This window comes from Plantactinospora sp. BB1 (assembly GCF_003030385.1).
GTDB lineage: Bacteria > Actinomycetota > Actinomycetes > Mycobacteriales > Micromonosporaceae > Plantactinospora.
Genome location: NZ_CP028159.1, coordinates 1,205,198 through 1,228,677, shown reverse-complemented (window position 1 = coordinate 1,228,677; position 23,480 = coordinate 1,205,198). Strand labels below are relative to the sequence as shown.

General features: G+C 73.4%; 20 protein-coding genes. 18 read left to right on the top strand and 2 right to left on the bottom strand.

Annotated features, from left to right (window positions below; all coding sequences use genetic code 11):
* Positions 1 to 33: 33 nt before the first annotated feature.
* The 12 genes from C6W10_RS05290 (at position 34) to C6W10_RS05235 (ending at position 11,773) form a co-directional block, all read left to right on the top strand.
* Positions 34 to 1,080, top strand: coding sequence for an iron ABC transporter permease (locus C6W10_RS05290; RefSeq protein WP_107257026.1), 1,047 nt, complete (start codon positions 34 to 36; stop codon positions 1,078 to 1,080).
* The gene (locus C6W10_RS05285) at positions 1,077 to 2,138 is read left to right on the top strand and encodes an iron chelate uptake ABC transporter family permease subunit (protein WP_234361626.1); all 1,062 of its coding nucleotides are present in this window, start codon (positions 1,077 to 1,079) and stop codon (positions 2,136 to 2,138) included. Before C6W10_RS05290 ends, C6W10_RS05285 begins: the two co-directional genes overlap by 4 nt.
* A complete protein-coding gene (locus tag C6W10_RS05280) occupies positions 2,139 to 2,954 on the top strand; it encodes an ABC transporter ATP-binding protein (RefSeq protein WP_107257024.1) in 816 nt (271 codons plus the stop codon). It begins immediately after the preceding gene.
* Positions 2,936 to 3,886 (top strand): ABC transporter substrate-binding protein, encoded by a 951-nt coding sequence (locus C6W10_RS05275; RefSeq protein WP_107257022.1) that lies wholly within the window; start codon positions 2,936 to 2,938, stop codon positions 3,884 to 3,886. The genes C6W10_RS05280 and C6W10_RS05275 overlap by 19 nt, the downstream gene beginning before the upstream one ends.
* Positions 3,887 to 4,124: 238 nt before the next feature.
* Entirely contained in the window at positions 4,125 to 4,940 is an 816-nt protein-coding gene (locus C6W10_RS05270) for a sensor histidine kinase KdpD (protein ID WP_107257020.1), read from the top strand.
* Entirely contained in the window at positions 4,937 to 5,677 is a 741-nt protein-coding gene (locus C6W10_RS05265) for a response regulator transcription factor (protein WP_199853300.1), read from the top strand. The genes C6W10_RS05270 and C6W10_RS05265 overlap by 4 nt, the downstream gene beginning before the upstream one ends.
* Before the next feature lie 99 nt (positions 5,678 to 5,776).
* Entirely contained in the window at positions 5,777 to 6,838 is a 1,062-nt protein-coding gene (locus C6W10_RS05260) for an ABC transporter substrate-binding protein (protein ID WP_107257018.1), read from the top strand.
* Positions 6,835 to 8,589, top strand: a complete 1,755-nt coding sequence (locus C6W10_RS05255; protein WP_107257016.1) for an iron ABC transporter permease — start codon at positions 6,835 to 6,837, stop codon at positions 8,587 to 8,589. Before C6W10_RS05260 ends, C6W10_RS05255 begins: the two co-directional genes overlap by 4 nt.
* On the top strand, positions 8,586 to 9,716 hold the full coding sequence (locus C6W10_RS05250; RefSeq protein WP_107257014.1) for an ABC transporter ATP-binding protein: 1,131 nt from the start codon (positions 8,586 to 8,588) through the stop codon (positions 9,714 to 9,716). The genes C6W10_RS05255 and C6W10_RS05250 overlap by 4 nt, the downstream gene beginning before the upstream one ends.
* A gap of 7 nt (positions 9,717 to 9,723) precedes the next feature.
* On the top strand, positions 9,724 to 10,413 hold the full coding sequence (locus C6W10_RS05245; RefSeq protein ID WP_107263679.1) for a histone deacetylase: 690 nt from the start codon (positions 9,724 to 9,726) through the stop codon (positions 10,411 to 10,413).
* A gap of 7 nt (positions 10,414 to 10,420) precedes the next feature.
* Positions 10,421 to 11,254, top strand: a complete 834-nt coding sequence (locus C6W10_RS05240; RefSeq protein WP_107257013.1) for a hypothetical protein — start codon at positions 10,421 to 10,423, stop codon at positions 11,252 to 11,254.
* Between the two features lie 189 nt (positions 11,255 to 11,443).
* Positions 11,444 to 11,773, top strand: a complete 330-nt coding sequence (locus tag C6W10_RS05235; RefSeq protein WP_107257011.1) for a YbaB/EbfC family nucleoid-associated protein — start codon at positions 11,444 to 11,446, stop codon at positions 11,771 to 11,773.
* 9 nt (positions 11,774 to 11,782) lie between these two features.
* Here the strand turns inward: C6W10_RS05235 and C6W10_RS05230 are convergent, their stop codons facing one another.
* Together C6W10_RS05230 and C6W10_RS39440 are read right to left on the bottom strand one after the other, a co-directional pair.
* On the bottom strand, positions 11,783 to 14,719 hold the full coding sequence (locus tag C6W10_RS05230; protein WP_107257009.1) for a beta-L-arabinofuranosidase domain-containing protein: 2,937 nt from the start codon (positions 14,717 to 14,719) through the stop codon (positions 11,783 to 11,785).
* 56 nt (positions 14,720 to 14,775) lie between these two features.
* Positions 14,776 to 16,008, bottom strand: coding sequence for a CdaR family transcriptional regulator (locus tag C6W10_RS39440; RefSeq protein ID WP_107257007.1), 1,233 nt, complete (start codon positions 16,006 to 16,008; stop codon positions 14,776 to 14,778).
* A gap of 320 nt (positions 16,009 to 16,328) precedes the next feature.
* Between C6W10_RS39440 and C6W10_RS05220 the strand changes: the two genes are divergently transcribed.
* The 6 genes from C6W10_RS05220 (at position 16,329) to C6W10_RS05195 (ending at position 23,260) form a co-directional block, all read left to right on the top strand.
* Positions 16,329 to 18,365, top strand: coding sequence for a peptidase M6 (locus tag C6W10_RS05220; protein ID WP_199853872.1), 2,037 nt, complete (start codon positions 16,329 to 16,331; stop codon positions 18,363 to 18,365).
* A 77-nt stretch (positions 18,366 to 18,442) separates the two neighbouring features.
* Entirely contained in the window at positions 18,443 to 19,642 is a 1,200-nt protein-coding gene (locus tag C6W10_RS05215) for an FAD-binding oxidoreductase (RefSeq protein ID WP_107257006.1), read from the top strand.
* Positions 19,629 to 19,961: a (2Fe-2S)-binding protein gene (locus C6W10_RS05210; RefSeq protein WP_234359413.1), complete on the top strand. Its 333-nt coding sequence runs from the start codon at positions 19,629 to 19,631 to the stop codon at positions 19,959 to 19,961. The genes C6W10_RS05215 and C6W10_RS05210 overlap by 14 nt, the downstream gene beginning before the upstream one ends.
* Positions 19,958 to 21,370: an NAD(P)/FAD-dependent oxidoreductase gene (locus C6W10_RS05205; RefSeq protein ID WP_107257002.1), complete on the top strand. Its 1,413-nt coding sequence runs from the start codon at positions 19,958 to 19,960 to the stop codon at positions 21,368 to 21,370. Before C6W10_RS05210 ends, C6W10_RS05205 begins: the two co-directional genes overlap by 4 nt.
* Positions 21,367 to 22,263, top strand: coding sequence for a dihydrodipicolinate synthase family protein (locus tag C6W10_RS05200; RefSeq protein ID WP_107257000.1), 897 nt, complete (start codon positions 21,367 to 21,369; stop codon positions 22,261 to 22,263). Before C6W10_RS05205 ends, C6W10_RS05200 begins: the two co-directional genes overlap by 4 nt.
* On the top strand, positions 22,256 to 23,260 hold the full coding sequence (locus tag C6W10_RS05195) for a proline racemase family protein (protein WP_107256998.1): 1,005 nt from the start codon (positions 22,256 to 22,258) through the stop codon (positions 23,258 to 23,260). The genes C6W10_RS05200 and C6W10_RS05195 overlap by 8 nt, the downstream gene beginning before the upstream one ends.
* Positions 23,261 to 23,480: the final 220 nt, after the last annotated feature.

The following is a 23,480-nucleotide window of genomic DNA, read 5'->3' as shown; positions in this document are numbered from 1 at the left end:
CCGAACCTAATCCGAGGGGTGCGGAGAAACATCGTGACGACGGTAGCGGCCGAGGTCACCAGGACCGGAACCCGGCCGAGCCGCCGGGTCGGCCGGCGCGTCGCCGTCACCGGCGCGGTGGCCGTACTGCTGGTCCTGACGGTGCTGGCCAGTCTCGCACTCGGCAGCAAGCCGCTGGCACCCACCGAGGTGTGGCACGCGCTGGTCGCACCGGACGGCGGCGAGGCGAGCACCATCGTCCGGGAACTGCGCGTCCCGCGTACCCTGCTCGGCCTCGTGGTGGGTCCCGCGCTCGCGCTGGCCGGGGTACTGCTCCAGGCACTCACCCGCAACCCGTTGGCCGAGCCCCGGATCCTCGGGGTCAGCGCCGGCGCCTCCCTCGGCGTGGTGCTCGCGATCGCGGTGTTCGGGGTCGGCAGCCTGGCCGGGTACGTCTGGTTCGGTGTCGTCGGCGCCCTCCTCGCCGGCCTGCTCGTCTTCGGTATCGCGAACCGGGCCCGCGAGGGCGCCAGCCCGGTGACCCTGGCCCTGGTCGGCGTCGCCCTGGACGCCAGCCTCGGCGCGACGGTGATCGCCCTGCTCACCGTCGACGCCCGCACCTTCGAGGAGTACCGCTTCTGGGTCGTCGGGGGGCTGACCGGCCGGGACGCCGCCGTCGCCGGCCAGGTCGCCCCGTTCGTGGTCGCCGGTGTCCTGCTGGCCCTCTTCGCCGCCCGTGGCCTCGACGCGCTCGCGCTCGGCGACGACGTCGCCCGCGGGCTCGGCCACCGGATCGGGCTGGTCCGGCTCGCCGGGGGAGCGGGCGCGGTACTCCTGATCGGGGCGGCGGTCGCCGCGGCCGGGCCGATCGCGTTCGTCGGACTCGCCGTGCCGCACCTGGCCCGCGCCCTGGTCGGCGCCGACCATCGCTGGACCCTCGCGGTGGCGGCGCTGCTCGGGCCGGCGCTGCTGCTCGCCGCCGACGTCATCGGCCGGCTCGTCGCGCCGCCCGGCGAGGTGCCGGCCGGCATCGTCACCGCGCTGCTCGGCGCGCCGCTGCTGGTCGTGCTGATCCGCCGGGCCCGGATGGTGACCGCGTGACCGGCCGGAGCGAGACGATCCCGGCGGTGGTACCGCTGGGCCGGACCATGCTCCGGCTCGGCCCCACCCGGCTGGTCGTGCGGCACCGGCCGCTGCTGGTCGGCGGGGTACTGGTCGTGCTGCTCGCCGCCGCCGTGGTGCTGGCGCTGTCGCTCGGCACCCCGTACGTCGCCCCGCAGGACGTGCTCGCGTCGCTGCTCGGCACCGGCACCCGCTACGACCTCGTCGTCCTCGAACTGCGGCTGCCCCGGGTGGTCCTGGCGGTGGCGGTCGGGGCGGTCTTCGGCATCGCCGGCACGCTGATCCAGACCGTCGCCCGCAACCCGCTGGCCAGTCCCGACGTCATCGGCGTCAGCCAGGGGGCCGGACTCGCCGCCACCGTGGCGCTGACCACCGGGGCGAGCGCCGCGCTGATCGCCCCCGCCGCGCTCGCCGGTGGACTCCTCGCAGCGGTCGCGGTGCTGCTGCTCGGCCTGCGGCACGGCCTCGCCGCGCAGCGGTTCGTGCTGGCCGGGGTCGCCGTCGCGGTGGCGCTGCGGGCGCTGACCGAGGTGGTGATGCTCTCGGCGGACCCGATCGACGGGATCCGGGCGCAGATCTGGCTGGTCGGCACGCTGGCCGGCAAGGGCTGGACGGAGGCGGCGTACCTCGGGGTGACCCTGCTGGTGCTGCTCCCGGTGCTCGCCTGGGCCGGCTGGGCGCTGAACGGCAGCGCGCTCGACGACGACACCGCCCGGGGGATCGGGCTGCGTCCGGTCGCCCGCCGCGTCGGCCTGGCCACCACCGGGGTACTGGCCGCCGCGATGGTCACCGCGCAGGTCGGCGCGGTGGACTTCGTGGCCCTGGCCGCCCCGCAGATGGCCCGGCGACTGGTCCGGGCCGAACGGCCGCCGCTGTTCTGCGCCGCCCTGGTCGGGGCGCTGCTGGTGGTCCTCGCCGATCTCGCCGGCCGCCGGCTCTTCGCCCCCACCCAGCTTCCGGCCGGGGTACTCACCGCCGCCCTCGGCGGGCCGTACCTGATCTACCTGCTGCTCCGTGGCCGACGGAAGGTCTCCTAGATGCTCTCCACGCGCGATCTCACGGTCGGGTACGAGGACCGGACCGTCATCGACGGCCTCGACCTGGAACTGCCCTCCGACGCGTTCACCGTCATCGTCGGACCGAACGCCTGCGGCAAGTCGACCCTGCTGCGGACCATGGCCCGGCTGCTCACCCCGCGCCGGGGCGCCGTACTGCTCGACGGGGAGGCGATCCGGGACCTGCCGACCCGGGCGGTCGCCCGCCGGCTGGGCGTACTGCCGCAGAGCCCGCTGGTGCCGGAGGGGGTGACCGTGCTCGACCTGGTCGGCCGGGGGCGGCAGCCGTACCAGCGGTGGTGGCGGCAGTGGTCCCCGGAGGACGAGGTGGCGGTCCGCGAGGCGATGGTGCTGGCCGACGTCGCCGCGCTGGCCGAGCGCCCCGTCGACACCCTCTCCGGCGGGCAACGGCAGCGGGTCTGGATCGCCATGACGCTGGCCCAGGACACCGAGGCGCTGCTGCTCGACGAGCCGACCACCTTCCTCGACCTGGCCCACCAGGTGGAGGTGCTTGACCTGCTGCACCGGCTGCGTACCGAGCGCGGCCGTACCGTCGTCGCCGTCCTGCACGACCTCAACCAGGCCGCCCGGTACGCCGACCACCTGGTCGCGATGCGGGACGGCGCGGTGGTCGCCGCCGGGCCGCCCCGGCAGATTCTCACCGCGGAGCTGGTCCGCGACGTCTTCGGGCTCGACTGTGTCGTCGTGCCCTGCCCGGTGACCGGGGCGCCACTGGTCGTCCCGGCCCTGGGCACGCTGTCCCTGGAGAAAGGTTCCTCATGCGCCGCACAGTCATAACCCTGCTCACCGTCGCCGCTCTCGGCGCCGGTCTGGCCGGCTGCACCAGCAGCGATCCGGTGGTCGGTGCGGAGGCCGGGGCGCAGACCCGGACCGTCACCCACGCGATGGGCAGTACGGAGGTGCCGGCGCAGCCGAAGCGGGTCGTCGTACTCGACTCCGACAAGATCGACACCGCCCTCTCCCTCGGGGTGGTGCCCGTCGGCGCCGCCCAGGCCGGCGAGGTGGCCGGCTGGCCGTCGTACTTCGGTGCGGAGAAGGTCGCCGGGATCAAGCAGGTCGGCCTGCTCACCGAGCCGGACCTGGAGGCGATCACCGCGCTCCAGCCGGACCTGATCCTCGGCAGCAAGTTCCGGCAGGAGAAGTTCTACGACGAACTCACCGCGATCGCCCCGACCGTCTTCACCGAGCGGGTCGGCATCACCTGGAAGGAGAACTTCCTCCTCGACGGGCAGGCGCTCGGCAAGGAGCAGGAGGCGAAGGACCTGCTGGCCGCGTACGAGAAGCGGGCCAAGGACCTCGGGGCCAAGCTCGGCGACGCCGCCGCCCGGAAGATCTCGATCGTCCGTTTCCGGCCCACCGAGATCCGGGTGTACGGCCCCGAGTCCTTCTCCGGCCTCGTCCTCGGTGACGTCGGGCTGGGCCGGCCGGAGCGGCAACTGCTGGCGAACAAGGAGGACAAGCGGTTCGACAAGGTGAGCCCGGAGCGGATCTCCGAGGTCGACGGGGACATCATCTTCGTCACCGCGTTCGGCGAGAAGGCCGCCGCCGAGCAGGCGAGGGTGACCGGCGGCAGCCTCTGGAAGAACCTCCCGGCGGTCAGGGCCGGCAAGGCGTACGTGGTCGCCGACGAGACCTGGATGACCGGGATCGGTGTCACCGCAGCCGGAAAGATCCTCGACGACCTGGAGAAGTACATTCCGGCCGCCTGACCTGACGCTGGCCGCCCGGCCGGTACCGGCGCTGCCCAGGCGCGCTCGCGGTTGGCGGGTCGCCTGGGCAGCCCGCTCTCCGGAGGTCGCGGATCCCGCTGACCCGCGTACGATCGGCGACGTCGACAAGCTTCAGGACGTCCTCCGTCGCACGCCCGACCCGATGGCGGCGGCGAAGGGCAGGCGCCCCGGCGTGCATTCGCCGGAGTGACCCGGACCCGGCCGACGGGTGGGATCGATGTGGCTCGTGGCGCTCGCGCTGCTGGCCGGTGTGTTCACCGGCGCGATTCTGACGGCGCTGCGCGGCCGTCACATCCGGGCCAGGCTCCGGGCCGAACTCGTCGAGCTGGAGCACTCGGTGCAGCGGCGGGCCGACCAGGTGACCTCGCTCAGCCACGAACTGCGCACCCCGCTCAGCATGATCAAAGGGGCGGTGGACCTGCTCCGGGAGGGGATGCCGGGTCCGCTGACCCCGGCGCAGGGCCGGCTGCTCCAGGTGCTCGACCACCAGTCCACCCAGGTGATCGGACTCTGTGAGAGCCTGCTGATCCAGGCGAAGATCGAGGCGGGGCTCTTCGTCCCGAAACTGGAACGGGTGGACCTTTCGGTGGTCGCCCGGGACGTCGTCACCGCGATGCGTCCACTCTGCGCGCAGCGGCAACAGCGGATCAGTCTGGACGCCCCGCAGGTGACGCCGAGGATCGAGGCCGATCCGATGCTGCTGGCCCAGGCCATCACCAACCTGCTCTCCAACGCCAGCCGGTTCACCACCACCGGTGGCAGCATCGACGTCAGGGTGACAGCGATCGACACCGGGCTCGCCGTCTACGTGACCGACGACGGGGCCGGGATGAGCCGGGAGGAGCGGCACCGGCTCTTCCACCGGTTCGCCACCGGGCGACCGCTGGCCGACGGGACCGGGCTCGGCCTGGTCATCACCAAGACGATAGTGGAGCTACACGGAGGCGAGATCATGGTGCACACCGCGTCGCAGCGGGGAACCACGTTCCTCTTCACCCTGCCCCGCACCGCGCCGGCCGGTACCGGATCGTGACCGGTCCGGTCGAGGCCCGCTCCGATCGTTCCGGTCCGACGGCCCTGGTCGTCGACGACGAACCGCAGATGACGGTGATCGTCGAGTTCGCCCTGGAGACCCAGGGGTTCTCCGTGCTCGTCGCGCACGACGGCGCGACCGCGCTGCACCTGCTGCGGACCCGACCGATCGACCTGGTCGTCCTGGACGTGCTCATGCCGACCATGGACGGGTTGAGCCTCTGCCAGCGGATCCGCGCCCGCTCCGAGGTACCGATCATGCTGCTCACCGCCCTGTCCCAACAGGACGATGTGATCGCCGGCCTGGAACACGGGGCCGACGACTACGTGACAAAGCCGTTCCACCCCCGCGAGGTGGCGCTGCGGGCCCAGGCGCTGGTGCGCCGGCGTCGCGACACCGGCTCCGCGATCCGGGTCGACAAGCTGGTGATCGACCTGACCAACCGGACCGTCGTGCTCGCCGGGCGTCAGCTCAACCTGCCGTACACCGAGTTCAAGCTGCTCGCCCACCTCGCGGCCCGCCGCGGCACCCCGCAGTCGTGGCAGGACCTGCTCCGCGAGGTGTGGGGGACGACCGACCTGATCGGCGGCCGGGACGTGGTCAAGTCCACCGTCTACCGGCTGCGCTCCCGGTTGGCGGCGACCCCGGACGGAGCGGGATACATCCGTACCCTGCGCGGTGTCGGCTATCTGATGCCGGACTCCCTCGGCGACGCCCCCGAGGGCGGAGCCGGGTGACAGCGGTGTCACCAGGGCTCACGAACGTGTTACCGGAGCCGTCGTCATCCGCACCTAACCTGGCCGCAACACTGCGACAACCTGGGAGGTCGGGCTTCGATGACGAGTCGATTTCGGCGCGGCGTGAGCTGGCTGGGGTGCGCGGCGGTCCTCGTACTGGCCGCCGGCTGCGCCCGGGAGCCGGGCAACGGCTCCGGTGGTACGACCGACGGTGGCGTCGTGCACGTCGTGTGCGGCGGGACGGAGGAGTGGTGCGCGGCGACCACCGCCCGGTTCAGCGCGACGACCGGGCTCCGGGCCGACTTCGTCCGACTCTCCAGCGGCGAGGCGCTGGCCCGGATCAAGGCCGGTAGGGGCAACGCGGAGTTCGACGTCTGGTACGGCGGCCCGGCCGACGGCTACGCGGCCGGCGCCGCCGAGGGGATGCTGGAGGCGTACGTCTCGCCGAACGCCGACGCGATCCCGGCCAGATACCGGGACACGTCCGGGCTCTGGACCGGTGTCTACGTCGGAGCGCTCGGGTTCTGCGGCAACCCGGAGCTGTTGGCGGAGGCCGGAGTCGAGGTGCCGGACTCCTGGGCCGACCTGCTCGACCCGAAACTCGCCCGGGACATCGGTATCGCCCATCCGTCCACCTCGGGCACCGCCTACACGGCGCTCTGGACCCAGGTGCTGCTCGCCGGCGGCGACCAGGGCAGGGCGCTGGAGTACATGCGCCGGCTGCACCCGAACGTGTTGCAGTACACCAAGTCCGGCGCGGCACCCGCCCAGATGACGGCCCGGGGCGAGGTGGCGGTCGGGGTGATCTTCTCCCACGACTGTGTGGCGGCCAAAGAGGCGGGCTTCCCCGACCTGGTGGTCTCCTTCCCGGAAGAGGGAACCGGCTACGAGACCGGCGGGGTGGCGCTGGTCAGCGGCGCCAGGAACCCTGACAGCGGCCGGAAGTTCATCGACTGGGCGCTGACGGTCGAGGCACAGGAGATCGGGCCGACGGTGCGGTCGTACCAGTTCCCGACCAACCCGGGCGCGAAGGTCTCGGACAAGGTCGTGGACCTGCGCACGATCAAGCTGGTCGACTACGACGCGGTCGCGGCGGGGGCGGCGAAGACCGCGCTGAACCGGCGCTTCGACGCCGAAGTGGCCCGGGCGCCGAAGTCATGACCACCATGATCCACGTTCCGGAGCTGGCCCCCGGCCCGGCGGCGCCACCGCGCCGTCGGCGCCGGCGGCGGCTCGACCTCGGCCTCCGACTGCTCCTCGTCGCCTGCGTCGGGCTGGTGACGATCGGCAGCGTCGTCCCGCTCGTCGCCGTCCTCGCGGCGGCGTTCGGCCCGGAGGCGCTGCCGCGCTACGCACGCTTCCTCAGCTCCCCGGTCGACCTGGCGATCCTGCGCAACACGCTGGTGCTGGGCGTGCTGGTCGGGTTCTGCGGGACGGCGCTCGGCTTCCTCTTCGCCTTCGTCCAGACCCGCCTCGCCGTACCGGGCAAACGGATCCTGCACGTGGTGGCGCTGGTGCCGATCGTCAGCCCGCCGTTCGCGGTCGCCACCGCCACCGTCGTGCTCTACGGCCGGCGGGGCGTGATCAGCAACGGCCTCCTCGGCCTGGAGTACGACATCTACGGGCTCGACGGTCTGGTCTTCGTGCTCTCCCTGTCGCTCTTCCCGGTGGCGTACCTCGGCCTGCTCGGCATGCTCCGCGGGTTGGACCCGGCGCTGGAGGAGGCCGCGATGAACCTCGGAGCCAGCCGGTGGCGAACCCTGCGCACGGTCGTCCTGCCGCTGCTGGCGCCGGGGCTGGTGGCGCCGTTCCTGCTGCTCTTCGTGGAGGCGATCGCCGACCTGGCCAACCCGCTCGTGCTCGGCGGCGACCACACGGTGCTGGCCAGCCGGGCCTACCTGGCGGTCACCGGCGAGTACGACACCACCAGCGCCGCCGTCTACTGCGTGATCCTGCTCGTGCCCTCGCTCGGGTTGTACGTCGCGCAGCGGTACTGGCTGAACCGCAAGGTCCGGACCACCATCACCGGGCGGCCCTCGGGCAGCGTGCACCTGATCGACAACTGGGTACGGTGGCCGATCTTCGGGCTCGCGCTGCTGGCCGCGGCGCTCGTCGTCAGCGTCTACGGCACGGTGCTGCTCGGTTCGGTGACCCGGGTGTTCGGGGTGGACAACACGGTGACCCTGGAATATCTGCGGGAGGTGGTCGCGGGGGTGGGGCAGGAAGCCGTGCGCGACACGGTCGTGTTCGCGGCTCTCGCCACCCCGGTCGCGGCGTTCTTCGGGCTGGTCATCTCCTGGCTCGTGGTCCGGCACCTGCACCGGGCCGCCGGGTTGCTGGACTTCGCCGGCACGCTCGGGGTCGCCGTACCGGGGACGGTGTTGGGCATCGGTTTCGTGCTCGCGTACCGGCCGGAGCGGTGGCTCGGCCCGATCCAGGTCTTCCCCAGCCTGGTCGGCGGCAGCGCCATCGCGGGTGGGGCGGCGGCGATCGTCGTCGCGTACGTCGTCCGGAGCCTCCCCGCCGGCCAGCGCACCGCGGTCGCCGCCCTGACCCAGATCCATCCGCAGATCGAGCAGGCCTCGACGGACCTCGGAGCGGGCCCGCTGCACACCTTCCGGCGGGTCACCCTGCCGCTGATCCGGCCGGCGCTGCTGACCGGCCTGAGCTACAGCTTCGCCCGCAGCATGACCTCGATCTCGACGATCGTCCTGCTGGTCACGCCGGAGACGAAGATCATCACCTCCCAGGTGCTGAGCGCCGCCAGCACCGGCCGGTACGGGGTGGCCTTCGCCTACTGCACCGTGCTGACCGCCATCGTGCTGGCGGCCTTCGCGCTCATCCGTCTCGTCGTCGGCGCGGGGGCCAACCTGAACCGCGTCGCCACCGACACCGAAAGGCAGAAACGATGAGCACAGTGCTGCCCGACCTGGCCGTCGCCGCGTCCGCCGGTGCCGGCACCGGACGGCTGCGCCTGGAGGCGTTGACCAAGACGTTCGCCAGCCGTACCGGCCCGGTCACCGCCGTCGAGGCCGTCGACCTCGACGTCGCGCCGGGCGAGTTCATCACGCTGCTCGGGCCGTCCGGGTGCGGCAAGACCACCACGCTGCGGATGGTCGCCGGCTTCGAGGACGCCACCAGCGGGCAGATCCGGCTCGACGACAGGGTGATCGACTCGATGCCACCCCAGCGGCGTCCGATGGCGATGGTCTTCCAGAGCTACGCCCTCTTTCCGCACCTCACGGTCGGCGAGAACATCGCGTACGGGCTCAGGCTGCGGCGACGTGGCCGCGAGGAGGTCGCCACCAGCATGCGGATGGCGCTGACCAGCATGAATCTGGTCGGTCTGGAGGACCGGAGCCCGCACGAACTCTCCGGCGGTCAGCAGCAGCGGGTCGCCCTGGCCCGGGCCCTGGTGGTGCAGCCGAAGGTGCTGCTCTTCGACGAGCCGCTGTCCAATCTGGATGCCAAGCTGCGGGGCTCGATGCGCGCGGAGATCCGGCGCATCCAGCGGATGTTCGGGATCACCAGCATCTACGTCACGCACGACCAGGACGAGGCGATGAGCATGTCGGACCGGATCGTGGTGATGAACCGGGGACGGGTCGAGCAGGTGGCCGTGCCGGGAGAGATCTACCTGCGCCCGGCCAGCGTCTTCGTCGCGGACTTCATCGGGCGGGCCAACTTCGTCGAGGTGCTGCCGGAGCGGGTCGGCGACGGCCGGGCCGTGGTGCACGCCCTCGGGCAGCGGTTGACCGTGGCGGCCCACCCCGAGGTGTCGGCGAACGGCGACGACACCTATCTGATGGCCCGGCCGGAGACCATGACACTGGCGCCGGTCACCGACGGCGGGACCGGCATCGGCGCGGTGCTCCGCTCGACGTTCCACGGACCGGCCGTGGACTACGAGATCGAGACCACCAGCGGCACGCTGACCGTGACCGATCCCGGCGCCGATCCCCGGGAGGCTCTCGCCGAGGGCACCAGCGTCAACGTGCGGATCGACCCGGCCCGGGCCTACCTGCTGACCCGGGACTGACGTGGCGATGACCGTACCCGAACCGATCCTGCTCAGTCGCCGCCCCGGCGCCCCGGCAACCGGCCTCGACCCGGTCTGGTACGCGGCGTACGGGTCGAACCTGGACGCCGACCGGTTCGGCTGCTATCTCGGTGGTGGCCGACCGGTGGGCGGTCAGCGTGACCATCCCGGGTGCCGGGACGGCAGCCCGCCCCGGGACGACCGCCCGGTGCTGCTTCCCGGCGGTCTCTACTTCGCCCTCGAATCGCGGACCTGGTCCGGTGGGATGGCCTTCTACGACCCGGGGCTGCCCGGCGTGGTCGCCGCTCGGGCGTACCTGCTCTCCGCCGACCAGTTCGCGGACGTCGCCGCGCAGGAGATGCACCGGCTGCCGAGCGGTCCGCTGGACCTGATCGCCGCCGCCGTCGCCGCCGGACGGGCCAGTGCCGGCCCGGGCCGGTACGAGACGGTGGTCTGCGCCGGCATCCTCGACGGGCACCCGGTGCTCACCCTCACCGCGCCCTGGCGGGCCGGGGAGGTGCCGCCGAACCCGCCGGCCCCGGCGTACCTGGCCACCATCGCCCGTGGCCTGCGGGCCAGCCACGGCTGGACCGACGAGCGGATCGTCGGCTACCTGAACGGCCGCCCCGGCGTCGACGGCCGGCTGACCTGCTGCCCCGGCGTCGACGGCCGGGCGGAGTACCGGCTGCGGGCATAATGCCCGGGTGTCGCATGCCGATCTCACCCTGTCCGCCTGGTCGGATCTCTCCGACGAGGCTGCCGACCGGACCGCCGCCGCCATCGCCCGGAGCGTCGACGCCCGGCTCGCCGGCACCGCCCCGCACGGGTACGCCGGCCGGACCGGCCGGGTCGCCTTCTTCGACCGCGACGGCATCCGCTACGCCCTGGTGCCGGGCGCTACGGTGCAACTCGGCCACGACGCTGGCCGGCTGCGTCCCAGCGCCCGGCAGCTCGCCGACTTCGCCGAGGCCGCCGACGAGTGGGCGCTGACCGGCCCGCTCGATCGTTTCGTCGCCGAGACCACCTCGCCGCCGCGCCGGGTCTCGGTGCCGGCCCGACTCGTCGCCGTGCGCTCCGTGGAGGCCGGGACGCTGCTGGCGGTCGACGACGAGGCCGATCTCGACGACGGCGCGGGGGAGCACGACCACGCCTGGCTGATGGCCGGGCTCGCCCGCCGGGGCCTTCGGCCACCGACCCCCGACGAGTGGGAGTACGCCTGCGGCGCCGGGGCCGCCACCCTGTTCCGCTGGGGCGACGACTATCCGGAGGGCGAACCGTACGGCAGGGTGCCGTTGATCCAGGAGCCGAACCTCTTCGGCCTGGTGATCGGCGACGACCCGTACCGCTCCGAGTTCACCACCGAGCCGGACGTGTTCTGCGGCGGCGACGGCGGCTCGGCGCTCTGCGGCGGGTACGGCAGCTTCCTGAGCTGGCTCACCCTCGCCACCGCCTACCGCGAGGCGACGCTGGCCGAGGTCGTCTACGACGGTGGCCTCACCGACGAGACTCCGGTGCGCCCGGTCCTGCCGATCCCCTGACCACCCGCCGCCCCGACACTCGACAGTGCACGGTCCGGCGCCGGGTCGTCCGGCGGCTGACGCCCCGAGGCGCTCGCCCACTCGTCGACGGGCGCCCGGTCGAGGGCGGGCGGTCGGCGGCGGTGCACCGGGTGTCGGACACCGGAAACCGGCAGACTTGTCGGTGGCGACCGCGGGGAGGATTCCGGGATGTGGAGCAACGAGGCGGAACTCGAAGCGGCCCGGCGCCGGGTGCAGGCGTGGCAGGCGTCCTCCGCCGACCGGGCGGAGCGGGCCGCCGAGCTGTCCCGTCGGCTGGCCGGGCTGCGGGTGACGACGCGCGGCGCCGACGGGCTGGTCGAGGTGACGCTCGACTCGTCCGGGGCGCTGGTCGACCTCCGGCTGGACGAGCGGACCCGGCAGCAGCCGGCGGCCCGGGTGGCCGAGGAGATCCTGGCCACCGTCCGGGCCGCCCGGGCGGAGCTGTCGCGCCGGGTGGCCGAGGCGACCGAGGAGTCGCTGCGGGCCGACGACCGGTGACGCCGACGGTCAGTGCGCCAGGTCCCGGCGGGCCCGGACCGCCGCGACGAGGATGGCCCGGCGCTGCGCGGCGGTGTGCCGGCCGGCCGCCAGCCACTCGTCCGAGACGTCCCTGACGGTACGGAGAAAGTCGGCGTGCCGGCGGAACGGCGCCGCCGCCCAGACCCGGTCGAGGAAGGTCTCGCCGTCGGCGTCCCGCAGGCCGTCGTTGGGTACGCCGGTCCGGACCGACCCGAACACCACCTCCGGCTCGACCCGCCGGACGTACGGGTGGTAGGCGTTGAACTCTCCCGGCACCGGGTCGGAGACGTAGTACGGGGCCAGCAGGTAGCCGTGGGTGCTGAAGTGCATCGGCGTCCCGGTGGGTTGGATCGCCCTGCCGAGGTCGCCGTCCAGCCCGAGGGTGGGGAAGAACGTGAACTTGCGGTAGCTGGGGGTGGCGTCCCGGACCACCATCAGCGTCGGACCGTACATGATGGACTGTACCGACCTGTCGTCGAGAGCCTTCTCCACCCGGAAGCGCAGCGGCATCGAGATGTCGATCCGGTCGCCCTCCCGCCACCACCGGTCGAGGGTGAGATAGCTGCCCGGCACCGCCTTCACGTGCTGCTGGCGACCGTTGACCCGGACGGTGTAGTCCGCGCCGGCCCAGGACGGCACCCGGAGCTTCACCCGCAGCCGGCCGTGCCCCCGGTCGAACCGGAGCGTGCTGGCGCCCTCGGTCGGATAGGCCGTCTCCTGGCTGATCACGAAGCCCCGTTCCGGCCAGGTCAGCACGGAGGCGATGAAGAGGTTGACGTAGAGGGCGGAGTCGTCCGCCGAGCGGAAATAGATCGTCTCCTGGTATTTGGTGTGGCTCTCCAGGCCGGTGCCGTTGCAGCAGCTTCCGTTGCCGCCGTACCGGCTGTATTCCACGACGTTGCCGATCCGCCGTGACCGGCCGGGCCACATGTTCTGGTGGTACGTCACCTCGGTGCTGGTGACGCTGTCGACGTCCCGGCGGGAGCTGAGGATCTGGTTGTGCAGCGCCTTCTCGTAGTAGTCCAGGTACGCCGGGTCCGGATCGTGGAAGAAGAGGTTCCGGGTCAGCCGGAGCATGTTGTACGCGCAGCAGGTCTCGGCGTGCCGGGGATCGCTGCCGGAGGTGAACCCGGAGGTGATGATCCCGCGCGCCCGGAAGTGTTCGCTCTGCCCGGCACCGCCGTTGCTGAAGATCCGGTGCGGCACCACCATGGACCAGAAGTTCCGGGCCGCCCGGTGGTAGTCCCGCTCGCCGGTCCGCTCGAAGATCCGCAGGTAGCCGATGTTCGGCGCCATGTACTGGTTGGCGTGCCGGCCGGCGAGTTCGTCCCGCTGCGCCAGGGAGGCGGCGAAGAGGGTGCTGAAGGTGAACGCCTTCGCCGTGTCGAGGTACCGGGCGCGTCGCTCGCGGTCGGGTGCCAGGGCGGAGAGTTCGGCCATCACCTCGTTCATCGAGCCGGCCTCACCGGCGCTGTAGATGTCCCACATCCGGTCCAGGTCGGCCCGGCTGATCCGGCTGAGTCGACTGTGCGCCCAGTCGCCCATCCGGAAGACGATCGCCAGCGCCTCCTCGTTGCCGACCAACTGGTACGCGTTGAGCAGACCGCGCATGATCTTGTGGCAGGTGTACCAGACCGCCCAGACGGCGTTCGGCCCGCTGTTCGGCTGGAACGTCGGCGGTTCGAGGCGACTGAACTGCCCCTCCGGGAACGCGGCCAGGAAACCGGGGTGGGCGGTGCCGACGATCGTGGCGGCGTGGCCGTTGCCCGAGTGGTCGGCGGCGGTCTCGCCCTCCTCCTCGAACCGGTACCAGGCCAGCGGGGTGGCCGCAGTCGACGTGCCGGCCGTCCCGTCCGGTGCGGCGAGCGCGCGGATCTCGTCCGGGCCGAGTGCCCGGTCGTAGATCCGCAGGTCGTCCACTGTCGCGGTGAGCAGCGGATCGTTGTTGGCGGGGGAGCGGCCGATCCAGTTGTCGGTGGTCCGGCCGAGGTTGGCCGGGCCGAGCGTCACGGCGCCGGCGCCGACCTCGGCACCGTCGAGGTAGATCCGGGCGGTGGCGTCGGCGGCGGAGAGGGTGACCGCCAGGTGCGCCCACTCGCCGACCGGGACGGGCACGGTGGCGTCGACCCGCTGCTCGCCGGCACTGCCGCCGGTGGTGATCGCGAACCTCGGGCCGGCACCGGCGGCGATCCGGGCGGTCAGCGACAGGTAGGACTGCGGCCCGGCGCCGAAGCTGAAGATCCGGGCGGCGGTCTGCGCGGCCGCCAGGTTCACCCAGGTGGCGACGGTGAGCTCGGTGACGCCGTCGAGGATTCCGGCCGGCATCAGGACGTACTGGTTGGGGTGCGGGTCGCCGAGCCGGACGGCCCGACCGGCGCGGCCGGCGACCCGGCCGGGGTTGCGCCGGTCGAGTTCCCGCTGGCACCTGCCCAGCTCGGTCACCAGGTAGTCGAGCTTCTCCCGGAAGATCTCCTCGCCGGTGTCGGCGTAGCACTGCGCCAGCATCGTCAGGTAGTGCCCGGTGAAGTGGCCCCGGAGCAGGTGGTTCGGGGTGTCCCAGCCGCCCGGCCAGGTGCCCGGGGCGGGCAGTCCGGCGTTGGCCCGGAACAGGTGCAGCATCCGGTCGGGGCCGTCGAGGACGCCCCCGGTGCCCGGATAGTTCCGTGCGTAGTTGAGCATCCGGTCCCGCTTCTGCTGGAAGATCCCGTCGCGCAGCGCCACCTGGTTGAGGGCGAACGGCTTGACCAGCCAGTTGTCGGCGACCCAGCCGGGCCGGGGGAGCGGCCCGGTGTCGCCGCCGGTTCCGGCACCGCCGGTCGGCGGCGCCGCGTCGGCCCGGGCCGGCCCGACCGAGGCCGCGGCGGGTACGGTGGCCGCCAGCGCGCCGAGGCGCAGGGCGTCCCGTCGGGACAGGTGCTCGCTCACGGTGGCCTCCTCGGTGTTGCCGACGCCGCGGGTCGCGGCCGGACGGGGCCGGAGGGTCAGTTCGCCGGTCGGTAGTGACCGGTGAGCCGGCCGAGTTTCAGCGCCAGGTGCAGGCAGAGCCGCTCGTTGCCGTCCTTGAGGTCGGTCTCGGCGAGCTGCTCCACCCGGTGCAGCCGGTAGTAGAGCGTGGTGCGGTGCAGCCGCAGCTGCTCGGCCGTGGCGTGCGCGTTCCCGGCCAGGTCGAGGTACGCCTCCAGCGTCTCCAGCAGCACCTGGTTGGAGTCGTCGCGCAGCAGCCGCTCCAGCCCCGGGTGCACGCCCGCGACGTCGAGGTGCTGGCCGTTCATCCGGGACAGCATCCGGTAGATGCCGAGGTTCGACCAGGCGATGATCGGGCCGAGCGCGGAGAGCTGCCCACCCACCCGGGCCGACTGGAGCGCCTCGTCGTAGGCGTGCACCACCTCGGCCAGCCGGGGCCGGGGCTCGCCGATCCCGACCACCACCCGGGCCACCGAGGGCAGGCTCCGGGTCGCCTTGTGCAGCGCCTCGCTCAGGTGCCTGGCGGTCGCCTCGGCGGAGGGCCGGCCGGCACCCTGAGCACCGCAGATCAGCAGTACGCCCTGGTCGTGCCGGACCAGGTGCAGCGCCTCGCGTACCCCGACCCAGCGGCGGGTGGCCACCAGCACCTGTTCCAGGGCGATCCGGGCCACCTCGTCGAGCACCTGCCCCCGGGCCGGCACCAGCTGCGCCACCACGGCGTTGGCCGGCCCGTCGGCGGCGACCACCCCCTCGGCGAGCAGCGAACGGACCGCCTCGGCCCGGATCTCCGGACTGTCCACCAGCAGCGTCCGGGCCGCCTCCGCCTCCCGCTGCGAGGCCAGCTCGCCGAGCAGGTTCTCCCGGTAGAGCGCGAGGGAGAGGTCGGACATCGCCCGGGTCACGGTCTCGATGTCGTCATCGGTCATCCCGCCGTCGGCGTCGATGAACCAGACGAAGCCGAGCAGCAGGTCGTGGTGGGTGATCGGCACGCAGAGCCGGGGCAGCAGGTCCAGCTCCGGGCAGGCCGGAGTGCGGACCGGGGTACGGGCCTTCATGATGCCGACGTCGTGGAACCAGGAGATGACCTCGGGCGTGGTGTGCCGGCGCAGGATGGAGGTCTTGCGTACGTCGTCCATCAGTCCGGTGTGCTCGCTGTACACGACCACCCGCTGCCGGCGGTCCTCGATCAGCGCCGGCCGGCCCACCCGGGCCGCCACCGCGTCGACGATCCGTTGCAGCTCCGTGTGCATGCCTTCCCCTGATCCTCCCCGTGGCCGGCCGCCGGCCCACCCCGTCGGGTGGCCCGACGTGGTGCACCGCCGGTCCTCACCCTCCGACGGCACCGGCCCGCGACGCAAGTGCTTCGGGGCGTACGGCACAAGTCCCGACAGAAGTCCTGATCCGCCCAGCGGGCTTCCTGCATCTGTCCGAAGACCCGGAAACGTCGCTGTCCTTACCGTGCTTGCGACATCCGCCGACCGGGGCCGCGACCTCCCGCGCCCGGGCCGGTCCGAGCACCCCGGCACCCGAACACCCCGGCACCCGAGCACCCCGACCCGAAGGAGATGCGTTGCGTCGCGCCACCCGCACAGACCAGCTCCGCAGGGCGTTCGCCGCGGCCGTCGCGGTCGTCGCCGCCTCCGCCCTGCTCACCGGGCCCGCGAGCGGACCGGCCCAGGCCGGCCCGGGCACCGCGGCCGCGCCACTGGACCCGGTCGACCCGCAGACCTGGCAGGACCAGGAGACGATGACCTGGGACGACTACCGGCCGGTGCCCGGCGCGAACTGGGCCGACCCGAGCCGCCAGCCGAGCCAGCGCAAGCTGCGGATCGCCCTGGTCGCCGCCGACTATCCCGACCAGTCGTTCGTGATCACCCAGAACCGGGGCTCGGACCCGTTCCGCAACCCGCAGGTCAACCCGGTGGCCCGGGCCGACGTGGCCCGGTTCTACGCCGACTTCTGGGGTACGCCGAGCGCACTCAACCACGGCCACACCGTGCACGAGTACTGGATGGAGCAGACCAACGGGCGGGTCGGGGTCGAGTTCACCCCGTTCGGCCCGTACCGGCTGCCCCGCAAGCAGTTCGAGTACGGGCTCAACGACATCGGGCAGAACGGCACCGGCTGCCCGGCCGGCTCCACCTGCAACGGCAACCTCGACGCCGACGTGGACGCGCTGTGGCGGGCCGCCGAGGGCGCCGACGTGCGCAACCGGTTCGACCTGGTGCTGCGGGTCTACGCCGGCTACGACGAGACGTCGGTCTGGCAGGAGTTCGGCGAGATGATGTTCCAGACCCGCGAGGACGTACCGGACGCCTGGGGCCCACCGGACCCGAACCTGCCGAACTGGGTGCGGTCCCGCTATGTCGACTGGACCTCCTGGAAGGCCGGCTCCCAGCTCTGGGGCTCGTCCAGCATGCGGCAGGGCGAGAGTTCCGGCACCATCACACACGAGATCGCGCACACCTTCGGGATCGCCGACAACAACAACAATCCGTACGTGTCGCCGTACCGGCGGGTCGGGTCGGGGACCTGGGACGTGATGGACCGGGGCTCGTTCAACGGCCCGGGTGGTCCGCACAACCGCTGGGTGGTGCCGGCGGCACAGGGCGCGGCGATGCCGGCCGGGCAGACGCTGCGCAGCAAGCTCAAGCTCGGGCACATCGACGAGGCGCAGGTGCTCCGGCTCTCCCGGGAGGCGCTGCGCACCACAGGTGTCGCGGTGGTGACCGTCAAGGCGCGTACGGCGGTGCCGGCGGCCCGGGACATCCAGGGCGTCCGGATCGGCATGGACCGGGACCTCACCCCGGCCTGTGACATCAACACCGACCCGCTCTGCCCGGGCACCCCGGTCTACAACTGGTACAGCCTGGAGACCGTGCAGCGGATCGGCGCGGACTCGTTCACCCCGGACAACGGCGTGCTGCTGGCCAGGAACAAGGACGCCGAGACGAACACCTGCGGCTACACCTGCTTCACCTGGGTCGTCGACGCCAACCCGCAGGACATCGACATGGTCGACTACTACCGGCCGGACGGCACCCCGGTGAAGCGGACGATCGCCGACTACCGGCAGCTCAACGACGCGCTGTTCCACGCCGGCACCCGCTCCGGCAGCGAGTACGAGTACGTCGACACCGCCAACCGGCTGCACTTCTACGTGCTCGACCGGTCGATCGGTGCGGACGGTGTGCTGTCGTACACCCTGGGCGTGCGGCACCTCGACGGGGCCGGCAGCTCGGTGCGGGGCGTCGGGGCGGCCGCCTCGGGCAGCCCCACCGGCAGCCCGACCGGCGGGGGTGCGACCTGCACCTTCGCCGTCACCAACACCGGCCGGTACGTCGCCGGTGGCCAGGCGCATCCGGAGGACGCCTCGGCGTACCTACGCGCGGACGTCTACCGGCTCTCCGCCACGGTCAACGGGGCGGGCTGGACGGTCACCCTGCCCAACGCCTTGACCACGGCCGAGTTCGGCCGGACCGTGAACGTCAAGGCGGTGGCCACCGCCACCGCCGGGGCGACCCAGGTCGGCCGGGTCACCCTGACGGCCCGATCGGAGAGTGATCCGAGCCGGACGGCGACGGCCACCTGCCGGGTGAACCGGTAGCGGAACGGACCGCTGGACCACCTCTGCCCCGGCCGGCGTGCGGGAGGTGGTCCGGCCGGGGTGACGGAGGGAAGGGCATGGCGGGCAGCTTCGACGTGGTGGTGGTCGGCGCCGGTATCGTCGGCGCGGCCTGCGCGTACGCCTGCGCCCGGCGGGGGCTGACCGTCGTCGTACTGGAGCGGGCCGGCCTGGTCGCCGGTGCCACCGGTTCCGGCGAGGGCAACCTGCTGGTCTCGGACAAGCTGCCCGGCCCGGAACTGGAGTTGGCGCTGCTCAGCAACGGTCTCTGGCGGCGCTGGGCGGCCGACCTCGGCGACCGGTACGGCGACATCGAGCTGGAGCCCAAGGGCGGCCTGGTGGTCACCGGGGTGGGTCCGGGCGCCGACGGCGCGGCCGGGCTGGCCGGCCTGCGGGCGACCGCCCGGGCGCAGGCGGCGGCGGGAGTACTCGTCGAGCCGCTCGATCCGGCCGGGGTGCGCGAGCGCGAGCCCGCGATCACCCCAGAGCTGGCCGGCGGCCTCTTCTATCCGCAGGACATGCAGCTCATGCCAGCGAAGGCGACGGTCGCGCTGCTGGCCGCCGCCCGGCAGCACGGCGCCGAGGTGCGGCTGCGCACCGAGGTCACCGCGATGCTCCGGGACGACGCCGGCCGGGTGGTCGGGGTGCGGACCGGTGCCGGTCCGGTGGCCGGCGGACAGGTGGTGAACGCGGCCGGGGCCTGGGCCGGTCGGCTCGCCGGGCTGGCCGGCGCCGACACCCCGGTCGCGCCGCGCCGGGGCTTCATCCTGGTCACCGAGCCGGTGCCGCCGCTGGTCCGGCACAAGGTCTACTCGGCCGACTATCTCGACAACGTGGCCAGCGGCGACGCCGGGTTGCAGACCTCGACGGTCGTCGAGGGCACCCCGGCCGGCACCATCCTGATCGGCGCCAGCCGGGAACTCGTCGACTTCGACCGGCGCCACAACGCCGAGGCGGTCCGCCGGCTGGCCCAGGGCGCGGTACGGCTCTTCCCACCGCTGGCGGCGGTCCGGGCGATGCGGGTCTACCACGGTTTCCGGCCGTTCTCCCCGGACCACCTGCCGGTGATCGGCGCCGACCCGCGCGTCCCCGGGCTGGTGCACGCGCACGGGCACGAGGGCGCCGGGATCGGGCTGGCGCCGGCCACCGGGCACCTGGTCGCCCAGGTGGTGACCGGTGAGCCGCCCGACCTGCCGCTGGACCCGTTCGCCCCGGCCCGCTTCTCGTCCGATGTGGAGACCGCCGGTGCCGCCGCCTGAACCCGCCGACGGCCGGGCCGGCGGTCCGGACGGCTTCACGATCACCGTCGACGGCGGGGAGGTACCGGTGCGCGCCGGCCAGACGCTGGCGGCGGCGCTGCTCGCCGCCGGTCGCCGGAGCACCCGGCGGACCCGGTTCGCCGGCCGGCCGCGCGGCGTCTTCTGCGGCATCGGGATCTGCTTCGACTGCCTGGTCGTCTGCAACGGCGAGCCGGGTGTGCGGGCCTGCCTGCGCCCGGCCGAGCCCGGCGACGTGGTGGAGACCGGCGCGGAGCCGGGGGACCCGTCCGGGTTGCGTGCCGGAGAGGGAGTCCGATGACCGGCGGCGGAACCGGCCGGCTGGCCGTGGTCGGCGCCGGTCCGGCCGGACTCGCCGCCGCGTTCGCGGCGGCGGAGGCCGGTGCCGAGGTCACCGTGGTCGACCTGGGCCAGCGGCCCGGCGGGCAGTACCTGCGCCAGCCGACCGTGCGAGGTGTCCGGCCGGCCCGGCATCCGGCCCGCTTCGCCGACCTGCTGCGCCGGGCCGGCACCCATCCTCGGATCACCGTCCGCTCCGGAGACCAGGTCTGGTCCGCCGAACCGGCCGGTGCCGACGGTGGGGCGACGCTGCGGCTCTCCGGCCCGGCCGGGCCGACCACCCTGGCGGCGCCCGTCGTGGTGCTGGCCCCCGGCGGGTACGACCGGGTGCTGCCCTTCCCCGGCTGGGACCTGCCCGGCGTGGTCACCGCCGGGGCCGCCCAGGCGCTCGCCAAGGGGCAGGGCGTACTGGTCGGCCGGCGGGTACTCCTCGCCGGTACCGGCCCGTTCCTGCTCGTCGTCGCCGCCGGGCTGGCCGCGGCCGGTGCCGAGGTCGCCGGGGTGGTCGAGGCGGCTCCGCTGCGCCGCTGGTACCGGCACCCGTTGGCGGTCGCCGGGGCGCCGGGCAAGCTCGCCGAGGCGGCCCGGTACCTCGGCGCGCTGCGCCGGCACCGGATACCGCTCTGGCGCGGCCAGGCGGTGACCGAGGTGGTGGAGGAGGGCACCGGGCTGCGCGCCACGGTGCGCCGGGTGGACGCCGACTGGCGGGCCGGCGAGGTGACCCGGAGCGTGCCGGTCGACGCGGTCTGCGTCGGACACGGCTTCACCCCGTCGGTGGACCTCGCCGTCGCGCTCGGCTGTGCCACCCGGACCGACCCGGCTGACGGCAGCCTGGTGGTCGCCGTGGACGAGCTGGGCCGTAGCGGGGTACCGGGGGTGCTGGTGGCCGGCGAGGCGACCGGGATCGGCGGTGCCGACCTCGCCGTCGACGAGGGGCGGCTGGCCGGACTCGCCGCCGCGCACCGGCTGGGGCTGCTCGACGACGCCGGGCTGGCCCGGGCCGCCGCGCCGGTCGTACGCCGCAGCGCCCGGCAGCGCCGCTTCGCCGCCGCGATGCACCGGGTGCACCGGGTGCCGGACGGCTGGACCGGCTGGCTGCGCGACGAGACCGTGGTCTGCCGGTGCGAGGAGGTCACCGCCGGCCGGCTCCGCGCCGACGTGGCCCGGTACGGCCTGGACGACGTCCGCGCGCTGAAGCTCGTCACCCGGGTCGGGATGGGGCTGTGCCAGGGCCGGGTCTGCGGCCGGGCCGCCGCCTGCCTGCTCGCCGCCGCCTCCGGCCGGGACCAGCCGCTCGAAGACTTCGCCAAGCGTCAGATCGTCATGCCGGTACCCCTGGGTGCCGTCGCCGAGGAAGGACCAGCCCAGTGACAGCTCGCAAACCATGGCAGGGTGTCGTCGTCGCCATCCCCACCCCGTTCCGCGACGACCTCTCCGTCGACTTCGACCGGTTGCAGGAGCACGTCCGGTGGCTGGCCGAGGAGGGCTGTCACGGCGTGACCCCGTGCGGTTCGCTGGGGGAGTACCAGAACCTCTCCGACGCGGAACGGGCCGACGTGGTCCGCGCCACCGTCGAGGCGGCCCCGGCCGGCTTCTCGGTGGTCCCCGGCGTCGGCGGGTACGGCAGCCGGCAGTCCCGGCACTGGGCCGAGCAGGCGCTCGCGGCCGGCGCGCACGCCGTACTGGCGCTGCCGCCGAACACCTACGCGGCCCGGGACGTGGACGTGCTCGCGCACTACCGGGAGGTGGCCGCGGTCGGGCTGCCGGTGGTGGCGTACAACAACCCGTTCGACACCAAGGTGGACCTCACCCCGGGACTGCTGGCGGCGGTCGCCGAGACCGACGGAGTGGTGGCGGTGAAGGAGTTCAGCGGGGACGTACGCCGGCTGCACCGCATCCGCGACCTCGTCCCGCACCTGGACGTACTGGCCGGCGCCGACGACGTACTGCTGGAGCTGGTGGTCTGTGGGGCGACCGGCTGGATCGCCGGCTTCCCGAACGCGCTGCCCCGGCTCTCGGTACGCCTCTACGAGCTGTGCCGGGCCGGCGACCTGGCGGCGGCGCTGCCGCTCTACACCGAGCTGCACCCGATCTTCGGCTGGGACTCGAAGCCGGAGTTCGTCCAGGCCATCAAGCTCGGCATGGAGCTGGCCGGCCGGTACGGCGGCCCGTGCCGGCCACCCCGGGGCGCCCTCGCCGAGCCGGCCCGGATCCAGGTGACCAAGGAGATGGAGCGGGCGTTGAAGGCCGACGCCGATGCGTAGCCGGCTGGTCCTGCATGCCGTCGACTCGCACACCGAGGGGATGCCGACCCGGGTGATCACCGGCGGTGTCGGGGTGCTGCCCGGCGACACCATGCTGGAGCGCAAGCGGCTCTTCGAGCGGGACCGGGACGGGCTGCGCCGGCTGCTGATGTGCGAGCCGCGCGGCCACTCGGCGATGTCCGGGGCGATCCTCCAGCCGCCGACCCGGCCGGACGCCGACGTCGGGGTGCTGTTCATCGAGGTCTCCGGCTGCCTGCCGATGTGTGGGCACGGCACCATCGGGGTGGCCACCGTGCTGGTGGAGACCGGCATGGTGCCGGTCATCGAGCCGGTCACCACGATCCGGCTGGACACCCCGGCCGGGCTGGTCAGCGTGGACGTCGCGGTCCGGGACGGCCGGGCGACCGGGGTGACGCTGCGGAACGTGCCGTCGTTCCTGCTCGCCGCCGACCGGAAGGTCGAGGTGGGCGGGGAGATCGGCACCATCCGCTACGACATGGCCTTCGGCGGCAACTTCTACGCCATCGTGGACGCCGCCGACCTGGGGCTGCCGGTCGAGCCGGCGGCGGTGCCGGAGCTGATCGCGCGCGGGCTGCGGATCATGGATGCGATCAACGAGCAGGCGCCGCCCCGGCACCCCACGATCCCGGCGATCGACGACTGCCGGCACGTCCAGGTGGTGCAGGACGGCACCGACGGCGCGGATGCCCGCAACGCGGTGGTGATCCACCCCGGCTGGGTGGACCGGTCACCGTGCGGCACCGGCACCTCGGCCCGGATGGCCCAGCGGCACGCGCGTGGCCTGCTCGGGCTGGAGACGCCGTTCGTCAACGAGTCGGTGATCGGGACCCGGTTCACCGGCCGGCTGGTCGGCACCACCACGGTCGGCGAGCTGCCGGCGGTGGTACCGACGGTCACCGGCCGGGCCTGGATCACCGGTACCGCGCAGTACCTGCTCGACCCGGAGGATCCGTTCCCGGAGGGCTTCCGGATCTGACCCGCCGGTCCCGGACCGTCCGATTCGGCCGGTCCGGGCGGACGGCTTCGGCAGGTGTCGGAACCGGTCGGGGCACCCGACGACATCTGTAGGGTGACGTCGCGGATCGGGCCGCATAGATTCGCGTCGCGTGATCATGGATGATCGGGCCGGAGGTGTCGGGAGAGGAGCCCAACCGGTGCCACCAGCACGGGGAGGGTGTCCCGCGCACCGCAGTGGA

What these genes read in the sequence shown, in the direction of transcription:
- C6W10_RS05255 (WP_107257016.1), top strand. Translation starts at nt 6,835, where the DNA reads ATGACCACCATGATCCACGTTCCGGAGCTGGCCCCCGGCCCGGCGGCG.
- C6W10_RS05215 (WP_107257006.1), top strand. Translation starts at nt 18,443, where the DNA reads ATGGCGGGCAGCTTCGACGTGGTGGTGGTCGGCGCCGGTATCGTCGGC.
- C6W10_RS05270 (WP_107257020.1), top strand. Translation starts at nt 4,125, where the DNA reads ATGTGGCTCGTGGCGCTCGCGCTGCTGGCCGGTGTGTTCACCGGCGCG.
- C6W10_RS05205 (WP_107257002.1), top strand. Translation starts at nt 19,958, where the DNA reads ATGACCGGCGGCGGAACCGGCCGGCTGGCCGTGGTCGGCGCCGGTCCG.
- C6W10_RS05195 (WP_107256998.1), top strand. Translation starts at nt 22,256, where the DNA reads ATGCGTAGCCGGCTGGTCCTGCATGCCGTCGACTCGCACACCGAGGGG.
- C6W10_RS05235 (WP_107257011.1), top strand. Translation starts at nt 11,444, where the DNA reads ATGTGGAGCAACGAGGCGGAACTCGAAGCGGCCCGGCGCCGGGTGCAG.
- C6W10_RS05250 (WP_107257014.1), top strand. Translation starts at nt 8,586, where the DNA reads ATGAGCACAGTGCTGCCCGACCTGGCCGTCGCCGCGTCCGCCGGTGCC.
- C6W10_RS05245 (WP_107263679.1), top strand. Translation starts at nt 9,724, where the DNA reads ATGACCGTACCCGAACCGATCCTGCTCAGTCGCCGCCCCGGCGCCCCG.
- C6W10_RS39440 (WP_107257007.1), bottom strand. Translation starts at nt 16,008, where the DNA reads ATGCACACGGAGCTGCAACGGATCGTCGACGCGGTGGCGGCCCGGGTG.
- C6W10_RS05260 (WP_107257018.1), top strand. Translation starts at nt 5,777, where the DNA reads ATGACGAGTCGATTTCGGCGCGGCGTGAGCTGGCTGGGGTGCGCGGCG.
- C6W10_RS05280 (WP_107257024.1), top strand. Translation starts at nt 2,139, where the DNA reads ATGCTCTCCACGCGCGATCTCACGGTCGGGTACGAGGACCGGACCGTC.
- C6W10_RS05275 (WP_107257022.1), top strand. Translation starts at nt 2,936, where the DNA reads ATGCGCCGCACAGTCATAACCCTGCTCACCGTCGCCGCTCTCGGCGCC.